The following is a 12811-nucleotide window of genomic DNA, read 5'->3' on the forward strand; positions in this document are numbered from 1 at the left end:
CTGCTAATTGTGCTGCACACAATCAAGAGCAGGAGGTTTTGTCATGAAGAGTTGCGATCACTTTATCCCCGTTTCTGTCCCGTTTCAGCACAATCAGAGATTTCAACCCGTTAAGAGTAAAGTCGGCACGCGTTCCGGGCAGCAGCGTCGGTTGCTGCTCGGGGTGAGCTTCCTGTTGATCCTGAGCTGGACGGTTGGCGCGATCTTGCTTATCAGTATGCGGCGGGGTGAACGGGATATGGCAGAGGTGTTGGCGCAGCAGCGCGCAATTGCCGCCTCTTTTTCGAGGGAAATATCACGCAGTCGCTAGGTAGAGGCTGAATTTTTTAGCTTTTTCTGGTCAAACCGGCGTAATGCCGCTACAATATCGACATTTTCAACCAAGGAGTTACCGATGCCGGTCGATCTTGCCCCTCTGGGAATGTTGCGTGTCGCGGTTGCCAGTCCGGCGCTGCGCCTTGCTGATCCTCTCTATAATTGCGAAATCATCGCCGGAATGGCTGTAGAAGCCGCCGGGCAGGGGGCGCAAGTACTGCTCTGTCCCGAATTGTCAGTGACGGGCTACAGTTGTGCTGACCTCTTTCTGCAACCGACCCTGTTGCATGGCGCAGAAGCCGGGATTGCCCGTTTGGCGGAACTTTCCCGGCAGTGGTCACTGACGTTGATCGTCGGCGCACCGTTGATGCAGGGGGGCAGACTCTTTAACTGTGCCGTTGTTATGGCTGCAGGCCGGGTTATTGGCGTTGTTCCCAAGCGGCATATCCCCAATAGTCAAGAGTTCTACGAGCGCCGCTGGTTCTGCGGCGCAGAGCAGAGCACGAGCCGGACAATTGTCCTTACCAGCGGGGAAGTTCCCTTCGGTACCGATCTGCTCTTCTCTCTACCGACTCCCGCTGCCGCCCTTTTCGGTATTGAGCTCTGCGAAGATCTCTGGAGCCCTAGTCCGCCGAGCGCCGACCTCGCTATGGCCGGCGCCACCCTGATTGCCAATCTCTCCGCCAGTCCCGAGACGCTGGGGAAGATGGAGTATCGCCGCGATCTGGTGCGCCTGCAGTCAGCGCGCTGTCTTGCTGCCTACGCTTATGCCGGCGCCGGTCCCGGCGAATCGAGCACCGATCTGGTCTTCTCCGGCCACTGCCTGATCGCTGAAAACGGCGTCATCCTCGCCGAGAGTGAGCGCTTCTCCTTTGCTTCGACGCTCACTCTCACTGATATCGATTGCGAGCGACTGCTCAACGAGCGGCGTCGCAGTTCGACCTTTGCGACAAGCTCCCTGTTACCAGTGCGCATTCTCCCTATCGAACTTCCCTCTGCAGCTCCGGTCACGACCCTGCTGCGCAGTATCGATCCGGCACCCTTTGTCCCGTCGCATCGGCAAGAGCGGGCTGAACGCTGTGCGGAAATCTTTGCCATCCAGACGACCGGCCTTGGTCGGCGTCTCCTCCATACAGCATCGCAAAAAATTGTCCTCGGCATCTCCGGAGGGCTCGATTCGACCCTCGCGCTGCTGGTGGCGGTCAAGGCCTTTGACAAACTCGATCTGCCCCGGAGCGGCATCGTCGCCGTCACCATGCCCGGTTTCGGCACCACCGCCCGCACCCGCAATAATGCCGAAGTCCTTGCGGCCAGCCTCGGTGTCACCTTACGGATCATCTCCATCGATGCGGCGGTGCGGCAGCATTTTGCCGATATCGGTCACAACGAAGCCTGTCACGATATCACCTACGAAAATTCGCAGGCGCGGGAGCGGACACAAATTCTCATGGATATTGCCAATCAAGTCGGCGGACTGGTCCTTGGCACTGGCGATCTCTCCGAACTTGCCCTCGGCTGGTGTACCTTCAACGGCGATCATATGGCGATGTATGGGATCAATGCCGGGGTTCCCAAGACCCTGGTGCGCTATCTGGTTGAATGGTGCGCTGAGGAAGAATTCAGTGGCGAAACCGCGCAAATTCTTCACGATGTTGTCGCGACACCAGTCTCTCCCGAACTCCTGCCGCCGAACGCCAGTGGCGAGATTGCCCAGGTCACCGAGGATCATGTCGGCCCTTATCGCCTCCATGACTTTTTCCTCTATAACACCGTACGATTACACTTTGGCCCGCGCAAAATCTACACGCTCGCCTGCCTCGCCTTTGTTGGTGAATATCCTCCTGCTGAAATCCATCGCTGGTTGACAGTCTTTTTCCAGCGCTTCTTTTCCCAGCAGTTCAAGCGCTCTGTCCTCCCGGATGGCCCCAAAGTCGGGAGCGTCGCTCTTTCCCCCCGTGGCGATTGGCGGATGCCGAGCGATGCCTCTGCCGCCCTGTGGCTGGCGGAACTGGAGGATCTTCATGTCTGAGTCGCACTCCGGCACTCTTTATCTCGTCGCCACGCCGATCGGCAACCTCGAAGATATCACCCTGCGCGCCCTGCGCATCCTTAAGGAGGTCGATCTCATCGCCTGCGAGGATACCCGCCACAGCCGCAAGCTCCTCAATCATTACGGCATTAGCACATCCTTGACCGCCTACCACCAGCATAACGAAGAGCCGAAAGCCGAGAAATTGCTGGAGAAATTGCAGGACGGCAAGTCGATTGCCCTGATCTCCGATGCCGGTACTCCCGGTATCAGCGACCCCGGCTACCGTATCGTCGTCGCCTGTCGCAACGCCAACCTGCCGGTTGTCGCTATCCCCGGCCCCTCGGCGGTGATCAGCGCCCTGGCGATTTCCGGTCTGCCGACCGACGCCTTTGTCTTCGCCGGCTTCCTCCCCGCCAAGAGTACGGCGCGCAGGGAAGCTTTGACGCGACTGCGCGCCGAGCAGCGCACGACGCTCTTTTATGAAGCGCCGCACCGTCTCGGCGAGGCCCTGGCGGAGATCGTCGAGGAACTCGGGGCGGAGCGTGCGGTGGCGGTGGCACGGGAGTTGACCAAGATACACGAGGAGTTGGTGCGGGGGAGAGCAGAGGAGGTACAGCAGCACTTCGCTACTCGGGAGATCAAGGGGGAGATCGTCCTCCTTATCGGCCCGGCGACTGCGGCAGAGACACCGACTGTGACGGTCAAGGAGGCGCTGGCGCAGCTTCTCGCCGAAGGGATGCTGCTGCGCGCCGCTGTTAAACAGGTGGCCAAGGCTTACGGGCTACCGGGGGATGAGGTTTACAAGGAAGCGTTGTCGCTTCGGGCTGCTGACGAAGAGTAGCTTACTCCGGCTGACGATTCCGGTGGATTTTCCCGTCCGGCAGGCTGGCGCGGGGATGGCCGGGGAGGCGTTGGCTCGGCTGGCCGATGCCGATGATGCAGTCGACGTTCCACGCTTCCGGCAGATTGAGGATCTCCCGGACATTCGCCTCTGCACTGTGGCCGTTAGCATCGCTGCGCAGTCGCATCTGTGCCCAGCAACTCCCCAGCCCTATCGATTCTGCGGTCAGCTGCAGGATAATGGCGGCAATAGCACAATCCTCCACCCAGACATCGCTCACGGCCGGATCGGCGCAGATCGCCACCGCCAAAGGTGCGTTTTCCAGGAATTCAGCGCCATGCGCCTTAGCTTTGGAGAGCTGAGTGAGGAGTTGCGGATCGTCAACCACCACGAAATGCCAGGGGTTGCGCCCCCGTGATGTCGGGGCACGGAGGAGCGCTTCAGTCAGCTGGGCGAGCTGTTCCGGTCTGATCGGATTGGATTTAAACTGGCGAATACTGCGCCGTTGTTGCAAGAGCTCCATAAACATATTGTCCTCCTTATCGGCTTACCTTAAACTCGCTGAATTCTCCGCTTGCCGCCTGCCACTCGATCATCAGACCATCAACCCGCGCCCAGACCGGACCGTGCTGGCACCAGTCGATGAGTTGCTGCGCGGCTTCTTTGGGCCCTTCAATCACCACCTCAACGCTGCCGTCAGGGCGATTGCGCACCCAACCGGTCAGGCCGAGGGTGTCAGCTTCAGATTTAGTCGAAGAGCGAAAATTGACCCCCTGTACCTGTCCCGTCACCTGCAGTGTCGCTCGTATCATCACCATCCTCCAGTTTTTTGAGGAGCTCTTCAAATTCCTCTTCGCTGAGCACCGTCACTCCGAGTTCCCGCGCTTTATCCAATTTGCTCCCGGCCTCGTCACCGGCGATAACGTAGTCGGTCTTCTTGCTCACCGAACCACTCGCCCGCCCACCGCGGCGTTCGACCAACTCCTGCGCTTCCTTCCGCCCGAAACGGCTCATCGCGCCGGTGAAGACAAAGATCCTGCCGGCCAGGGGGCCGCCGCTCCGTTTAACCTCTGCCCCTGGCGACACGCCGGCGGCGAGGAGTTGATCGAGGATTTCCCGGTTACGCGGGGCCGTGAAGAAGTTGACGACACTCTGCGCGACCTGCGGTCCGACTTCGTGGATGGCGCAGAGTTCATCGAAGCTGGCGCGTTCGAGGGCAGGGAGGGAGCCGAACTGTTGGGCCAGAACCTTGGCGAGGTGAACGCCGACATGACGGATGCCGAGGCCGAAGAGGAGGCGGGGAAGGGGACGGGTTTTACTTTGAGCGATGGCCGCCAAGAGATTCTCGGCAAGTTTTTCTCCCATCCTCTCAAAGCGGAAGAGGTCCGCTTGAGTCAGCTTGTAAAGATCGGCGACGTTTGACACCAGTCCGAGGTTCAGGAGCTGTTCGACGTAGCGCTCTCCCAGTCCTTCGATATCCATAGCGTTGCGAGAGGCATAGTGGATGAGTGCCTCCTTGAGCTGGGCCGGGCAGGCAAGTCCTTGACAGCGGGGGATTACCTCCCCTTCTAATTTGCTGACGGGGGAACCACATTCGGGGCAGCTGTCCGGCAACTGGACGAAAACTTCGCTACCGTTGCGCTTTTCGGCCAATACCTGCACGACATCAGGGATAACGTCGCCGGCGCGTTCGACCACCACCTGATCGCCGATGCGTACGTCGAGGCGGGCGATTTCGTCCCAGTTATGGAGTGAGGCGCGGCTGACGATGACGCCGCTGACCTCGACCGGGGAAAGGATCGCCACCGGCGTAATCGCACCGGTACGACCGACTTGAAGCTGGATGTCAACGACGGTGGTGACCGCCTGACGGGGGGGGAATTTGAAAGCAATGGCCCAACGGGGCGAACGGCTCTTTTCGCCGAGATCGCGCTGCAGGGACAGGTCGTTGACCTTGACGACCATGCCGTCGATCTCGTAGGGGAGTTCTTCGCGCCGGGCGATGAGATCATGGTAGCAGGCGATAACCTCCGCCGGACCGCGCACTAGTTTGGTTTCCGCAAGGTTGACGCGCAGGCCGAAGTCGCGCAGTGCTTGCAGCGTGGAAAAATGGTTGGTCGGGAGTTGGCCAGCCATGGCGCCAAGACCGTAGCAGAAGATCGTCAGCGGTCGTTTAGCGGTGATGCGGGAGTCGAGTTGTCGCAGCGACCCAGCTGCGGCATTACGGGGGTTGGCAAAGGGGGGAGCGCCGCTCTCTTCCAGTTCACGATTCCATTTCTGGAAGGATTCCTTGTCAATATAGACCTCGCCACGGACCTCCAGAAGTTCCGGAAAATCTCCAATCAGGCGTAAGGGGATACTGGAAATAGTGCGGAGATTTTCGATAATCTGTTCGCCGACAATGCCGTCGCCGCGGGTGGCGCCATTAATCAGGACGCCTTTTTCATAGATCAATTCGACGGCGAGTCCGTCAAGTTTGACTTCACAGACATACTCTATCTCTTCAAATCGTCCCCCTTCTTTTTTGATACGATTGTCAAAGTCGTAAAGTTCGGTTTCGTTGCGGGCATTGTCGAGAGAGAGCATCGGCACGGTGTGGCGATAAGGTGAAAATTTATCAAGAGGTGGAGCACCGACACGTTGTGTGGGTGAGTCCGGGCTGATCAGGTCGGGAAAAACTTTTTCGAGTTGGCTCAGTTCGTTGATGAGCAGATCATATTGACTGTCGCTGATCTCCGGCTGATCAAGGGCGTAATAAAGGTAGCTGTGGCGGCGCAGGATTGTACAGAGTTCGGCATGACGACTGGCGGCTTCCTCGTGATCCATCGGTAGCGCTCCTGCAAGGGGGAATTGGCACCGATATATAGCATAGCCGCAAGGTGTCGACAAGATTGTCATTTGTGAAAATTTAGTCTAATATCCGGACATTTCCACTAGTTCAGGAGTGTAGTGCCATATGTCAACGGAACAACTCTTTCATTTATTAGGTCTCGGCCTCCTTTTACTCTTCTCGGCCTTCTTCTCCGGCTCGGAGACAGCACTCTTTGCTCTCGATCGCATGCGGTTGAACTATCTGGTGCAGAAGAAGCGGCGTCATGCCGAGAAGCTCGAAGAACTTCTTAGCCAGCCAGAGCGACTTCTCGGTACTCTGTTAGTCAGCAATAATGTCATCAATATTGCGCTCTCGGTTTTTGCGACAACTTTTCTGGTCGGTATATTCGGCGAGAAAAATAGTGAGTTTCTGACAATATTAATTCTTACACCGCTACTCCTTATCTTCGGTGAAGTCACTCCCAAAACTTATGCGGCGCGGCGTGCGGAATCAGTTGCATTCGCCGTCCTGCCGGTTATTCGTTTCTGTATGCTTTTGCTCAAACCTCTTGTCTGGGTCGTAAGTGGCCTCTCGCGTTTGGTTATGCGGTGCCTGGGTCGGGAAGCGGGTCGGTCTGTGATCTCTGAAGATGAAATCAGGACGATCCTTACCAGTGGAGAACAATCCGGTGCTGTTGCGCAGGAAAAGCATTTGATGCTACACGGCGTTTTCGATTTGTCTCATATTCAGGTGCGCGATGTCATGGTTCCCCGACCTGAAATTGTCGGAATCGAGATAAAAACACCTTTTCCCGACCTGCTCCGTTTGATTCAAAATGCTCCCCATTCCCGTTTCCCGGTCTACGATGAACATCTCGATAAAATTGTCGGCGTGATTCACGCCAAGGACATTCTCCGTTATGTCGACCGTCCTGACGAGTTTTGTCTGCAGGAGCGGGTGCGCCCGCCTTACTTTGTTCCGGAATCGAAACGGATTGAAACACTGCTGCAATCCTTCCGGCGTTTGCGGATGCACATGGCCATCGTCGTCGATGAATATGGTGCTGTGGAAGGTCTGGTGACGATGGAAGATATCGTTGAACAGATCGTCGGTGAAATTGATGATGAATACGACATCGCCGAAATTGCTTTTCAGGAGATCTCACCGCGACATTATCTGATCGTCGGTGGGGAGTCTGTCCGCAGTGTTAACAAGCGCTTTGCTCTGGAGTTGTCGGAAGAACATGTGACGACCATGGCCGGTTTCCTGCTGCGGCAATTCGGAACGATTCCAGCCGAGGGGGCGCACTGTTCGGCGCAGGGGGTGACCTTTGTAGTGCGGAGGGTCGGGGGACGACGGATTGAAGAGATTGAACTGATTCTGCCGGAGGGGGATAAATCTTTGGATCGTGACTAAAGAGAGAAGTAGAAAGTAGCCCCTTCACGTTTTTTCCCCTCCGCCCAGATACGTCCGCCATGGCGGTGAATAATTTGCTGCGCTGTCGTCAGTCCTACGCCATTTCCTTCAAATTCCTCTTGTGTATGGAGGCGATGGAAGGGGCGAAAGAGTTGATCCGCTTTCTCCATATCAAAGCCGGCCCCATTGTCGCGGACAAAACAGCATTCAACGCCATCACGAACCTGGCGGCCAAACTCGATGACCGGATCTTGGGTGTTGCGGGTGTATTTCCAGGCATTCCCCAATAGATTCTCCAGCACGGAGCGGATCAGGTGCGGATCCCCTTGGCAGATGATCTTGTCGGCAATCACATAGTGAATGGACCGGTTGGGGGCGTTGGCCCTCTGCGTCGCGACAATCTCGTTTGTCATCAGACTTAAATTGATCGTCTCCAGCTTCATCTCCCTTTGTGCGTGGTGTGCCATCTGTAGCATGGCGTCAAGAAGTTGGTCCATCCGTTCACCGGCCACAATAATCTGTTCAAGTAAGTAAACTCCGGTTTCATCAAGTTGCGAAGAGTAAATGTCGTGAAGAACTTGAGACGAACCGTAAATGATGGTCAACGGCGTCTTCAGGTCGTGCGACAGGGAATAGCTGAAGGCTTTCAAGTCATGGTTCAAGGCGCTGAGTTCTTGTGTCTTTTGCCGGAGTACTTCGTTTAGGGTAAGGATGCTCTGTTCCGTCTCCTTCCGTTTGGTGATATTCCTTACGGATTCAATGCCGGCTACGATCTTTCCCGAACTGTCACATAGTGGAGTGGAGATAATTTCAACATGAATAATTTCATCCCGCACCAGCGCGGCTGATTCGCGGCGATGAGGAAGACCGTCTTCATAACTTTGTAAGAGGTGGCAGTCTCCACATGCTGTCTCTCTCTTTTGATAAGCGCTGTAGCATGCTTCGCCGAGATGGTTCCCCATTAAATCGAGGTGAGCACGGTTTTGGTAAAGGATATTCAGCTTGAGGTCCTGGATACTGATAGCATCGCCGATGACTTCAAGAATTGCTTCTGATTTGTTCTTTTCAATGCACGCAACTTCCAGTGCTTCTTGCAGTGAGTTTTCGAGTAAGTCGCGTTTTCGCCAGATAGACGCGATATAGAGAATGAAGAGGATTAATGTTCCGCTGAAAAGAGCGCGAATAGCCATTTTTTGGGGGGAGGGAGAAAGAAAAACCTGAAAAAATGTTCCCCCCTCAAAAACCATATCGATGAGCGCTTCGCCGACAAAAGCAAAGAGAACTCCGCAAAGACCAAGAAAGACTAATAGAATTCCTTGATTCTGGGCGTTTTGAGATTTTTTCTTCTCTTTGTTCCCGCCGTTCATGTAATGGCGCTCCATGTGCAGATCAAAAATAAAAAACCGGATAACTTCTGCCAAGCAATACTCATTCCATTTTAATCTTCCAGGGCCAATTCTGCCATCGATAGAGAATCAAAGACTGAAGGCGTTGACGATGTGTTCGATTTGCGGGCCGGACGGGAGATAAAGGATGGCAATAACATCGAAACGTGGTTGTAATCCGCGGTGCTGGGTATCGCTCAGATACCATTGGGCGGTGCGAATGATCTGCCGCTGTTTTCGTGGCCCGACCGCTTCTTGAGGAGAGCCGTAAGCAAGAGATCGCCGCGTCTTTACCTCGATAAAGATGAGTAGTTTGACATGTTGGGCAATGATATCGATCTCTCCGACCGGGGTGCGGAGATTGCGAGCGACGATGCGGTACCCCTTTTCAGCGAGATAGAGAGCTGCGGCATCTTCACCGCAGCGACCAAGAGAGAGTCGGGCCTCGGTCATGGTTCGGGAACATATTCCCGGACACCGCGAAAGCTTTTCCGGTGCAGGGGGGAAGGTCCAAAACGGGCGATGGCCGCGAGATGAGCTGCAGTCCCATAGCCTTTGTGTTCGGCAAAACCATATTGTGGGTAGTGGCGAGCAAAGGCGCACATGATCCGGTCACGGACAACTTTCGCCAGAACCGAAGCGGCCGCAATGGAGAGAGAACGGGAATCTCCTTGTTTGATGGTGAGTTGTGGCGTGCTGAGCGGTATTTTGCTGATGCCGTCGACAAGGAGATAATCTGCAGGAATCTGTAAACGCGTTACCGCTGTTTGCATTGCCAGCAAGGTCCCTTGCAAGATGTTGACACGATCAATTGTCGCCGTAGAAACAAGGCCGATAGAGAAGGCCCGTGCTTGACTAAGAATAAGGGGGTATAGTTCATCGCGTTTTTTAGCCGAGAGTTTTTTTGAGTCCGTTAAGCCGGGGAGATCGAAGCTGTCGGGCAGGATGACCGCTGCCGCAATGACCGGTCCGGCGAGGGGGCCCCGTCCAGCTTCGTCAATTCCGGCGATGGCAGCATAGCCGCGTTGTTTAGCTGAAAGTTCGTAGTCAAGGGGAGTGCTTGTTGCTGTGTCGGGGAAGGATAGTTGCATGGTCGATTGACCCTCCTTGCATTTCCAGCTGGATTTCCGGAAATGTCTGCGCTACAATCTTTCGGCTTTTGTTATTAAATTATTCAAAGTGAAGGAGAGTACGTTATGGCTGGACTGTTTCTGGGAATCTTTTTTTTGGCATATCTCTTTTTGTTGGTCGACTGGAAGAATTTGCGTGCGGCCTTGGCACAAGGAGGGTGGGCGACCGCGTGTCTGTATCTCCTCCTGGCCGTACTGATTACAATTGTTTATTCGTCCCCTGAAACTGCAGTGATGGCGCCGGCTGTTCACCACTGATCGACCGGACTTTAACATCAGTAGTGTAAAACAAAACGCCCCGATCAGCATGATCGGGGCGTTTTGTTTGGTCTTGGTTTAGTAGCGCTTCTCACGGATGCGGGCTGCTTTGCCCTGCAGGTTGCGCAGGTAATAAAGCTTGGCGCGCCGTACATCACCGCACATGACGACTTCTATCTTGTCGATGCTCGGCGAGTGGAGCGGGAAGATACGCTCGACGCCGTAGCTGTTCGAAATCTTGCGGACAGTAAAGCTGGAACCGAGGCCGCGGTTGAGGCGCTTGATGCAGACCCCTTGATAAACCTGGATGCGCTGCTTGTCGCCTTCAACAATCTTAACGTGAACGCGAAGAGTATCGCCGCCTTTGAAGACCGGGATATTCTTGCGCATCTGTTCCATTTCGAGACGTTCAATTGTGTTCATGTTTTCTTCTCCTCTATGCCGATTTTCGGACAAATCGTTTTGCTCCCGGCGCATGCACGGGGCGGGCTGTGGTTTAGAATCAACGTCCTGTGAAGATCCGGTCGAGAATGATGGCCGCCGCCGCTCTGACCGGTAAATGATTGTAGTCTGCAACTCCCTGAATCGATTGAAATGTTTCAAAGCTCCGCTCGATAATCTCCGGTGCCAGTCCTGATCCTGTCCCCAGAACCAGCAGAAGCGGCTCTTCTATGAGCAGGCGTTGGCAGTCTTGACCGTTCAACCCTTGCGGGCTTTTTGCACTGGTTACGATGATCCGTGCCGGTCGGGAGTGTTTCTTACTCCAGCGCTCCCGAGCCGTTTCAAGATCAGTCACTGTCTCCAGTAGTTGAAATGCGCTGCAACGATCGGGATTATGCGTCGAGCCATAACCGTGCAGCCAATGCTCAAGGATCTGCTCTACAACCTTTTGCTGTTCTTTGACCGGGGTGACGACAAAGAAACGTCCGACCCCGAAAGTGCGGCAGGTGCGAGCAATATCATGCAGATCCAGATTGGTGACAGCGCTTGCAACCACCTCGTTGCAACGGTTGAGCACCGGGTAATGGACCAAGGCAACCGCAAGACGGCTTAACACGGACTGGAGCTTTCCTTCTCCTGCACCATGTCCGCGAGGAATTTTTTATCCTCAGCAGAGAGTTCAGCGCTTTCGAGTAGTTCCGGGCGCCGTAACCAGGTGCGTCTTAACTGTTCGGTCCGCCGCCACCGGGCAATCCTGGCATGGTCGCCGCTGAGGAGGGCTTCGGGAACCTTCATTCCGTTGAACTCCTGTGGTCGCGTATAATGCGGGTGCTCAAGGAGTCCGTCGGCAAAAGAGTCGGTGACTGCACTGTTGCAATTGCCAAGAACACCGGGAATGAGTCGGGCAATAGCATCGATCATGACCATGGCCGGCAATTCCCCGCCAGTCAGGACAAAATCGCCAATAGAGTATTCGGCGTCGACCATGGAGCGGATGCGCTCGTCAAATCCTTCGTAGCGGCCGCAGACAAAGATAAGGCCGGTTTCCTGACTTAACTTCGCTGCTTCCTGCTGATCGAATCGCTGCCCTTGCGGGCTCATGAGCAGGACTTTTGATTGCGGCGTCTCTTCTTTCAGTTTCTGCAGCGCCCGCGCCACCGGTTCCGGTTTAAGGACCATGCCGTTTCCGCCACCATAGGGGATGTCGTCGGTGACTTTATGGCGGCCCTCAGCCCAATCCCGTAGATACCAGGCGCGGATGTCAATGATGCCACGTTCTACCGCTTTCCCTAAAATGCTCATGGCAAAGGGAGATTCGACCATGCTCGGGAAGAGGGTGAGCAGATCAAAGCGCATCAGAATCCGTTTCGGGAACTAATCCTTCAGGCAGATCAACGTGCATGATCTTGGCGTCTTCATCGATCTTGAGAATGAAGGCGTCAACTACCGGAATAAGAACTTCACCATGCGGGCCGCGTACGACGAGAATATCGTGGGCCGGTGTGGTGAAAATCTCAACTATCCTGCCGAGATCTCCGTATTGACTATCGTCAACCCGCAGGCCCTCAAGCTGGAACCAGTAAAATTCATCTTCTGGAAGGGATGCCAAATCATCGTGGGAGATGAGGACTTCGCATCCGATGAATGTTTCTGCACTCTCGACGGAAGAAATTCCCTCGAGGCGAAGCAGAAGATTTCCTTTATGGCGAGATGCTTTTTGTACCTGATGCAGGCTTTTCTTGCTTTCTCGCCACAGGGTGACTTCTTTAACACTATCCAGCGAAGATGAATCACCGGAATGAGGTCGGACTTTCAAGTCACCACGCAAGCCGTGGACGCCGATGACAACTCCTGCCGGAAAGAGAGGATCGACATCCATCGGTTGCATAGACACAGCAGTATCGTTCTTACGCTTTAGCTTTGGCAAGAATGCCGGAAGTGCGAAGAATCTGCAGAACTGTTTCAGTCGGCTGAGCGCCTTTGCGCAACCAGTCAATGGCGAGTTCTTCATTCAGGCTGATCATCGGCGGATTCTGTTTCGGATCGTACTGTCCAAGATTGTCGATAAAACGGCCATCGCGGGGAAAACGACCATCAGCGACAACGACCTGATAAAAAGGCTTTTTCTTGGCACCGCCACGGGCAAGGCGAATTTTAACGGACATAGTTTTCTACTCCTCT

Annotated in this window: 16 protein-coding genes; 5 read left to right on the top strand and 11 right to left on the bottom strand. The window is 55.0% G+C overall.

Annotated elements, in window-relative coordinates:
* Nucleotides 1–43: 43 nt before the first annotated feature.
* The 3 genes from CVU69_12305 to rsmI all read left to right on the top strand — a co-directional run bounded on the left by CVU69_12305 (nucleotide 44) and on the right by rsmI (nucleotide 3188).
* Nucleotides 44–310, top strand: coding sequence for a hypothetical protein (locus tag CVU69_12305; protein ID PKN11459.1), 267 nt, complete (start codon nucleotides 44–46; stop codon nucleotides 308–310).
* 84 nt (nucleotides 311–394) lie between these two features.
* Nucleotides 395–2344, top strand: coding sequence for an NAD(+) synthase (locus CVU69_12310; protein ID PKN11460.1), 1950 nt, complete (start codon nucleotides 395–397; stop codon nucleotides 2342–2344).
* Nucleotides 2337–3188 carry a 16S rRNA (cytidine(1402)-2'-O)-methyltransferase gene (rsmI, locus tag CVU69_12315; GenBank protein PKN11461.1) on the top strand — a complete coding sequence of 284 codons (852 nt, stop codon included), beginning with the start codon at nucleotides 2337–2339 and terminating at the stop codon, nucleotides 3186–3188. The genes CVU69_12310 and rsmI overlap by 8 nt, the downstream gene beginning before the upstream one ends.
* Before the next feature lies 1 nt (nucleotide 3189).
* On the opposite strand, the gene CVU69_12320 is transcribed toward rsmI, so the two are convergent.
* The 3 genes from CVU69_12320 to CVU69_12330 are packed head-to-tail and all read right to left on the bottom strand — an operon-like array spanning nucleotide 3190 to nucleotide 6014.
* Complete coding sequence (locus tag CVU69_12320; GenBank protein PKN11462.1) at nucleotides 3190–3717, bottom strand: NAD(P)H-dependent dehydrogenase/reductase; 528 nt, start codon at nucleotides 3715–3717, stop codon at nucleotides 3190–3192.
* Between the two features lie 10 nt (nucleotides 3718–3727).
* Nucleotides 3728–4006 (bottom strand): acylphosphatase, encoded by a 279-nt coding sequence (locus tag CVU69_12325; GenBank protein PKN11463.1) that lies wholly within the window; start codon nucleotides 4004–4006, stop codon nucleotides 3728–3730.
* Complete coding sequence (locus CVU69_12330; protein ID PKN11464.1) at nucleotides 3936–6014, bottom strand: DNA ligase (NAD(+)) LigA; 2079 nt, start codon at nucleotides 6012–6014, stop codon at nucleotides 3936–3938. Before CVU69_12330 ends, CVU69_12325 begins: the two co-directional genes overlap by 71 nt.
* Nucleotides 6015–6144: 130 nt before the next feature.
* Between CVU69_12330 and CVU69_12335 the strand changes: the two genes are divergently transcribed.
* Entirely contained in the window at nucleotides 6145–7416 is a 1272-nt protein-coding gene (locus CVU69_12335) for a transporter (GenBank protein ID PKN11465.1), read from the top strand.
* On the opposite strand, the gene CVU69_12340 is transcribed toward CVU69_12335, so the two are convergent.
* Genes CVU69_12340 through CVU69_12350 form a run of 3 tightly spaced genes read right to left on the bottom strand, consistent with a single transcriptional unit; the run spans nucleotide 7413 to nucleotide 9892 of the window.
* Complete coding sequence (locus CVU69_12340; protein ID PKN11466.1) at nucleotides 7413–8837, bottom strand: histidine kinase; 1425 nt, start codon at nucleotides 8835–8837, stop codon at nucleotides 7413–7415. The two genes, CVU69_12335 and CVU69_12340, sit on opposite strands and share 4 nt — an antisense overlap.
* A 54-nt stretch (nucleotides 8838–8891) precedes the next feature.
* Nucleotides 8892–9254, bottom strand: coding sequence for a YraN family protein (locus tag CVU69_12345; protein ID PKN11467.1), 363 nt, complete (start codon nucleotides 9252–9254; stop codon nucleotides 8892–8894).
* Entirely contained in the window at nucleotides 9251–9892 is a 642-nt protein-coding gene (locus tag CVU69_12350) for a ribonuclease HII (protein PKN11468.1), read from the bottom strand. Before CVU69_12350 ends, CVU69_12345 begins: the two co-directional genes overlap by 4 nt.
* Nucleotides 9893–9997: 105 nt before the next feature.
* On the opposite strand from CVU69_12350, the gene CVU69_12355 reads away from it, so the two are divergent.
* Entirely contained in the window at nucleotides 9998–10189 is a 192-nt protein-coding gene (locus CVU69_12355; GenBank protein ID PKN11469.1) for a hypothetical protein, read from the top strand.
* A gap of 78 nt (nucleotides 10190–10267) precedes the next feature.
* Here the strand turns inward: CVU69_12355 and CVU69_12360 are convergent, their stop codons facing one another.
* From CVU69_12360 to CVU69_12380, 5 genes are all read right to left on the bottom strand, one after another.
* A complete protein-coding gene (locus CVU69_12360) occupies nucleotides 10268–10612 on the bottom strand; it encodes a 50S ribosomal protein L19 (GenBank protein PKN11470.1) in 345 nt (114 codons plus the stop codon).
* 79 nt (nucleotides 10613–10691) lie between these two features.
* Nucleotides 10692–11246 (bottom strand): hypothetical protein, encoded by a 555-nt coding sequence (locus tag CVU69_12365; protein PKN11471.1) that lies wholly within the window; start codon nucleotides 11244–11246, stop codon nucleotides 10692–10694.
* Nucleotides 11240–11986 (bottom strand): tRNA (guanosine(37)-N1)-methyltransferase TrmD, encoded by a 747-nt coding sequence (locus CVU69_12370; GenBank protein ID PKN11472.1) that lies wholly within the window; start codon nucleotides 11984–11986, stop codon nucleotides 11240–11242. Before CVU69_12370 ends, CVU69_12365 begins: the two co-directional genes overlap by 7 nt.
* Entirely contained in the window at nucleotides 11976–12641 is a 666-nt protein-coding gene (gene rimM / locus CVU69_12375) for a 16S rRNA processing protein RimM (GenBank protein PKN11473.1), read from the bottom strand. Before rimM ends, CVU69_12370 begins: the two co-directional genes overlap by 11 nt.
* On the bottom strand, nucleotides 12538–12795 hold the full coding sequence (locus CVU69_12380; GenBank protein PKN11474.1) for a 30S ribosomal protein S16: 258 nt from the start codon (nucleotides 12793–12795) through the stop codon (nucleotides 12538–12540). The genes rimM and CVU69_12380 overlap by 104 nt, the downstream gene beginning before the upstream one ends.
* Nucleotides 12796–12811 lie beyond the last annotated feature (16 nt).

The sequence above is a fragment of the Deltaproteobacteria bacterium HGW-Deltaproteobacteria-4 genome (assembly GCA_002841765.1).
Lineage (GTDB): Bacteria > Desulfobacterota > Desulfuromonadia > Desulfuromonadales > UBA2197 > UBA2197.

What these genes read in the sequence shown, in the direction of transcription:
- CVU69_12350 (PKN11468.1), bottom strand. Translation starts at nt 9,892, where the DNA reads ATGCAACTATCCTTCCCCGACACAGCAACAAGCACTCCCCTTGACTAC.
- rimM (PKN11473.1), bottom strand. Translation starts at nt 12,641, where the DNA reads ATGAAGAACTCGCCATTGACTGGTTGCGCAAAGGCGCTCAGCCGACTG.
- CVU69_12360 (PKN11470.1), bottom strand. Translation starts at nt 10,612, where the DNA reads ATGAACACAATTGAACGTCTCGAAATGGAACAGATGCGCAAGAATATC.
- CVU69_12310 (PKN11460.1), top strand. Translation starts at nt 395, where the DNA reads ATGCCGGTCGATCTTGCCCCTCTGGGAATGTTGCGTGTCGCGGTTGCC.
- CVU69_12355 (PKN11469.1), top strand. Translation starts at nt 9,998, where the DNA reads ATGGCTGGACTGTTTCTGGGAATCTTTTTTTTGGCATATCTCTTTTTG.
- CVU69_12370 (PKN11472.1), bottom strand. Translation starts at nt 11,986, where the DNA reads ATGCGCTTTGATCTGCTCACCCTCTTCCCGAGCATGGTCGAATCTCCC.
- CVU69_12335 (PKN11465.1), top strand. Translation starts at nt 6,145, where the DNA reads ATGTCAACGGAACAACTCTTTCATTTATTAGGTCTCGGCCTCCTTTTA.
- CVU69_12325 (PKN11463.1), bottom strand. Translation starts at nt 4,006, where the DNA reads ATGGTGATGATACGAGCGACACTGCAGGTGACGGGACAGGTACAGGGG.
- CVU69_12305 (PKN11459.1), top strand. Translation starts at nt 44, where the DNA reads ATGAAGAGTTGCGATCACTTTATCCCCGTTTCTGTCCCGTTTCAGCAC.
- rsmI (PKN11461.1), top strand. Translation starts at nt 2,337, where the DNA reads ATGTCTGAGTCGCACTCCGGCACTCTTTATCTCGTCGCCACGCCGATC.
- CVU69_12345 (PKN11467.1), bottom strand. Translation starts at nt 9,254, where the DNA reads ATGACCGAGGCCCGACTCTCTCTTGGTCGCTGCGGTGAAGATGCCGCA.
- CVU69_12330 (PKN11464.1), bottom strand. Translation starts at nt 6,014, where the DNA reads ATGGATCACGAGGAAGCCGCCAGTCGTCATGCCGAACTCTGTACAATC.
- CVU69_12320 (PKN11462.1), bottom strand. Translation starts at nt 3,717, where the DNA reads ATGTTTATGGAGCTCTTGCAACAACGGCGCAGTATTCGCCAGTTTAAA.
- CVU69_12380 (PKN11474.1), bottom strand. Translation starts at nt 12,795, where the DNA reads ATGTCCGTTAAAATTCGCCTTGCCCGTGGCGGTGCCAAGAAAAAGCCT.